Annotated in this window: 4 protein-coding genes and 1 pseudogene; all 5 read left to right on the top strand. The window is 68.2% G+C overall.

Going from position 1 to position 4793, the window contains the following annotated elements; all coding sequences use genetic code 11:
• A pseudogene (locus tag ACRDUX_RS08875) lies at window positions 1–233 on the top strand (hypothetical protein); the annotation flags it as partial.
• Window positions 224–898: an ABC transporter ATP-binding protein gene (locus ACRDUX_RS08870; RefSeq protein ID WP_526413013.1), complete on the top strand. Its 675-nt coding sequence runs from the start codon at window positions 224–226 to the stop codon at window positions 896–898. The pseudogene ACRDUX_RS08875 and the gene ACRDUX_RS08870, both read left to right, overlap by 10 nt.
• Entirely contained in the window at window positions 898–1617 is a 720-nt protein-coding gene (locus ACRDUX_RS08865; RefSeq protein ID WP_526413011.1) for an ABC transporter ATP-binding protein, read from the top strand. The genes ACRDUX_RS08870 and ACRDUX_RS08865 overlap by 1 nt, the downstream gene beginning before the upstream one ends.
• Entirely contained in the window at window positions 1614–4274 is a 2661-nt protein-coding gene (locus tag ACRDUX_RS08860) for an FtsX-like permease family protein (RefSeq protein ID WP_526413009.1), read from the top strand. The genes ACRDUX_RS08865 and ACRDUX_RS08860 overlap by 4 nt, the downstream gene beginning before the upstream one ends.
• 180 nt (window positions 4275–4454) lie before the next feature.
• Window positions 4455–4793, top strand: a 339-nt coding sequence (locus ACRDUX_RS08855) for a response regulator (RefSeq protein WP_526413007.1), incomplete at its 3' end; no start/stop codon positions are given.

Here is a 4793-nt window from a genome sequence, read left to right as displayed (position 1 = left end):
ACCGATTCGGTGCGCTATCTGTGGTTCAACGCAGATCCGGCCCCGTCATCTTGGCGACTTACCAGGCCACCTCGGCCCCAAATGAGGTCATCGCGAAGAGTGGTGTGGACTCCGTCGAGCGCTACGTGTTCTGGCGGGACGCCCACGAGGTCATCGTGACGCTGTCCGGCCCGCTGGACGCCGACAACGTCGATCCGTGGCGGACCATCACCGATTCGCTGCAGTGGTTGTAGACACCGGCCCCGCGGCGGCGCTGGACGCCCGCTCGCTCTACCGCTTCTATCGCGCCGGCGATGAGGAAACCCTTGCGCTGCAGGGAGTATCCCTGCGGGTGAATGCCGGAGAACTCGTGGTGGTGACGGGACCGTCGGGTTCGGGCAAGTCGACGTTGTTGGCGTGCCTGGCCGGGATGGATGAACCCGACGGCGGGACGGTGTACATCGCGGGTCAGCGGATCAGCCATCGCAGCGAGCGTGATCGGGCCCGGATCCGTGCACACCATGTCGGCATGTTGTTCCAGAGCGCCAACCTGCTTGAGCACCTCAGCGTCAGAAGGAACCTGACACTGGTTCGTTCGTTGGGGGCCCGGCCCTCCGCGAACGAATTCGACATACTGGATGCGCTCGGATTGCGGAACCGGTCCGGGGCGTACCCAAGCGAACTGTCCGGCGGAGAGCTCGCCCGAGCGGGAATTGCGGTGGCGCTGGCGAACACTCCTACGGTGCTCCTCGCGGACGAACCCACCGGTGAGCTCGATGGCACCACCGAAGCCCAGTTGCTCGACCTGTTGATCGCGGCCACTCGACGCGGCACCGCCATCGTCGTCGCCAGCCACAGCGCCGCCGTTGCCGCCGCCGCTACCCGAGTCGTGCGCCTCGAGGACGGCAGGGCGTTCTGATGATTGATGCCGCAATGGATTTCGAGGTCCGAAGTTCGGCGTCGTTCGTCGCCGAATGCATCGACGTCAGCCGGTCCTTCGGGTCTGGACCCAATGTGGTGCAAGCCCTTTCGTCCGTGTACTGCCGAATACCACCGTCGGCGCGAATTGCGCTTACCGGATCGTCGGGGTCGGGGAAGTCAACGCTGCTGCACCTGCTCGCCGGGATCGATGCTCCCACCGGCGGAACAGTGCGCTGGCCAGCCCTTCGCGCCGATCCCTCGGGACATCCTGGCGCCGTGGGCATGGTGTTCCAGGGCCCCAGCCTGCTTCCGACCTTCGATGTCGTTGCGAACGTGGTGCTGCCCATGCTGTTTGCCGCAGTCGACGAGGCCAGCGCCATCGAACGCGCACTGGCCGCACTCGAGCTGGTCGGCATGCGCGAGTCGGCGGCGAGATTCCCCGACGAACTGTCAGGCGGTCAATCCCAGCGCGTTGCGGTCGCGCGGGTCGTCGCGAGCCGTCCCGCACTCATCCTCGCCGACGAACCGACCGGGCAGCTGGATCATTCCAACGCCGATCGGGTCATCACCGCTCTGCTCGACACCGCCACGAGCACCGGAGCCGCACTGATGATCTCGACCCACGACCCCGTGGTCGCCGCGCGACTCACCACCCGGTGGGAAATGCGCGACGGCACCCTCGACGTCGACGCGGCACCGCGGACGGTCACCTCGTGATCGCGACGTGGACACTGGGCCTGCTGCGCAGGCAGCCTGGGCGCTTGATGGGGACCGCCGCGGGCATCGCGGCGGCGGTCGCGCTGCTGGCCTGTTTGGGTACCTTCCTGTCGGCCGCGCAGAGCGCAATGACCATCCGCGCAGCGGGGACGGTCGTCGTCGACTGGCAGGTGGAAGTCCAACCGGCCGGATCCCCCTCCGTAGTACTCGACACGGTGCGGAGCACACCCCACGTCCGGTCGGCATCACCTGTTGCGTTCGGACAGTCATCCGGGCTCAGCACCACGAACGCGGGTAACACCCGAACCACGGGCCCGGCAACGGTATTGGGTATCTCGGAGGACTATCGCAGCACCTGGCCCGACGCACTGCGTACCCTCACCGGGGCCGACCACGGCGTCCTCCTCGCGCAACAGACCGCAGCCAACCTCGGCGCCGCTCCCGGTGACACCATCACCATCGGCCGAGCCGGGATGGCGCCCACGAACGTCGTCGTGGCCGGGGTCGTGGAAGTCGCACAGCCGAACTCGCTGTTCCAAAGGGTCGGCGCACCGCCTGGCGCCCAACCCCTCGCCCCGCCCGACAACGTACTGATCCTCGACGAAACCGCGTGGCACGGCGTCTTCGACCCACTGGCAGCAATCCGTCCGGACCTGACCAGCACACAAATCCACACCGCGCTGGAGCACGCGCTGCCCAGCGACCCGGCCGCCGCCTACACGCAGGTGACCGCCGAGGCGCACAACCTCGAAGCGCGCAGCGCCGGCGCGGCCCTGGTCGGTGACAATCTCGGTGCCGCACTCGACGCGGCACGCGGTGATGCTGCATACGCGCGAATCCTGTTCCTGTTCCTCGGATTACCCGCCGCCGCCGTCGCCGCGCTACTGACCGCCGCCGTGGTCGATGCGGGTGCATCCCGGCGGCGCCGCGAGCAGGCTCTGCTGCGCGCCCGCGGAGCGACCACGCGGCAATTAGTGTGGCTCTCGACGGCCGAAGCCGCCGTCGTCGGCGTCCTCGGCAGCACCGCCGGTTTGGTCGCCGCGGCACTGATCGGGTGGGTCACCTTCGGATCGGCGAGCTTCGGGGCGGACGTCGGTGCCGCCGTCACGTGGGCGGCGGCCTCGGCCGTCGTGGGCCTCGGCATCGCCGCCGCTGCCGTGTTGGTGCCGGCGTGCCTGGACCTGCGCCGCGCCACCGTCGTCGCGGCACGCCTCGACCTGCGGGTGACCCGAGCGCCGGTCTGGATCCGGTTCGGCCTCGACATCGTCTTGCTCGCCGTGTCGGGCCTGCTGTTCTGGCTCACCGGGCGCTCCGGTTACGAGATCGTGCTCGCTCCGGAAGGCGTGCCGTCGATCTCGGTCTCCTACTGGGCCTTCGCCGCGCCCGCGCTGTTGTGGATCGGCGGTGCGCTGTTCATCTGGAGGCTCACCGATCTGCTGCTGGTGCGAGGCCGCCGGGTCGTCGCCGTGCTGCTACGACCAGTAGCCGGGCCACTGGCGAACACGCTGGCCCACTCTCTGGCGCGGCAGCGATCGTCCCTTGCCAGGGCGATCGTCCTGTTGGCGCTAACCGCGGCCTTCGCCGCATCGACGGCGACGTTCAACGCGACCTACGAGGCACAGGCCGAGGTGGACGCCCAACTCACCAACGGCGCCGACGTCACCGTAACGGAGGCCCCGGGAACGTCGGTGACCCGTGCGGGCGCCACGCCACTGGCCGCCGTGCCCGGCGTGCGCGCCGTGGAACCTCTGCAGCACCGATTCGCCTACATCGGCGGCGATCTCCAGGACCTCTACGGCGTCAACCCAGCCACCATCAGCGGCGTCACCGCGCTGCAAGACGGCTACTTTCAAGGCGGGACGGTGGCGACCTTGATGAGCACGCTCGCCAGCCAGCCGGACTCGATCTTGGTCAGCGCGGAAACCGTCAACGACTACCAGCTGGCGGTGGGCGACACCATCAACCTGCGACTGCCAAACGCCAAGACTCGCCAGCTGAGCATCGTCCCGTTCCGCTACGTCGGGATCGTCACCGAATTCCCTACCGCACCGAAGGACAGCTTCTTCGTCGCCAACGGGGACTACGTCGCCCAGCAGTCGGGGAGCGATGCCGTCGGGGCCTTCTTGATCGACACCGCGGGACGCGATACCGCGGCAGTGGCGATGCGCATCCACACGCTACTGGGCACTTCGGCGACCGTCACCGACATCGCCTCCGCCCGTGGGACGGTGGGCTCCAGCCTGACCGCGGTCAACCTGGCCGGGCTCTCCAGGATCGAACTCGGATTCGGGCTCGGGCTTGCCGCCGCGGCTGGGGCGCTTGTGCTTGCGTTGGGGCTCACCGAGCGACGCCGCACCTTCGCCATCGCCGATGCCTTGGGCGCCTCCCGTCGACAGCTGGGCTCGTTCGTGTGGTCGGAGTCCTCGACGTTGATCGTGTGCGGATTCGCCGGCGCCGCCGTGCTCGGGGCGGCTTTGTCGAGAATGCTGGTCAGCGTCCTCAGCGGCGTCTTCGATCCACCGCCCACGGCACTGTCGGTGCCCTGGCTGTATCTGAGCGTCGTCGCGGTGACGACGGTCGCGGCGATCGGGGTGGTCTCGGTGGTCACGGTCGGCGTGGCGCGGCGCTCACGGGTGGCGGTCATCCGCGAGCTCTGAGCCGCCGACCTCCAATCCTTCTGGCCGCGGGTTTCTCAGCGTGCACACAGCGCTCCACTCACATGATGGGCCGGACGGTGACATCGGGCCCCTGAGCGAGGACGTCTCATGACAGCGGTGAGGGAGTGCGACAAGGCTTCACCGGTGCCGTGTCGGGCCCGCGCTGGAAGTCGCGTCCTCGTGGTCGACGCCGATTCGGGCGTCGTCAGGCGACTCGAAATCTGTCTGACGTTGGCGGGCTACGAGGTCGATACCGCCGCCGACGGACCAGAAGCGCTGAGTCGCGCCAGGAAGGTCCGCCCTGACGCGGTACTTCTCGACCTAACATTGCCGAGCACTGACGGCTTGACGGTCCTACACGACTTACGCGCCGCGGGCATCGAGGCTCCCGTGCTATTCGTGACAGCGTGCGATGCGTTGCAGGACAAGCTCGTCGGCCTGGCTGCCGGTGCAGACGACTACATCACCAAGCCGTTCAACGTCGACGAGGTCGTCACGCGACTATGGGTCGTTCTACGC

The organism is Mycobacterium sp., from assembly GCF_050701675.1.
Lineage (GTDB): Bacteria > Actinomycetota > Actinomycetes > Mycobacteriales > Mycobacteriaceae > Mycobacterium.
The sequence above is the reverse complement of the archived record's forward strand: the minus strand, read 5'-3'. Positions and strand labels throughout refer to the sequence as shown.

What these genes read in the sequence shown, in the direction of transcription:
- ACRDUX_RS08865 (WP_526413011.1), top strand. Translation starts at nt 898, where the DNA reads ATGATTGATGCCGCAATGGATTTCGAGGTCCGAAGTTCGGCGTCGTTC.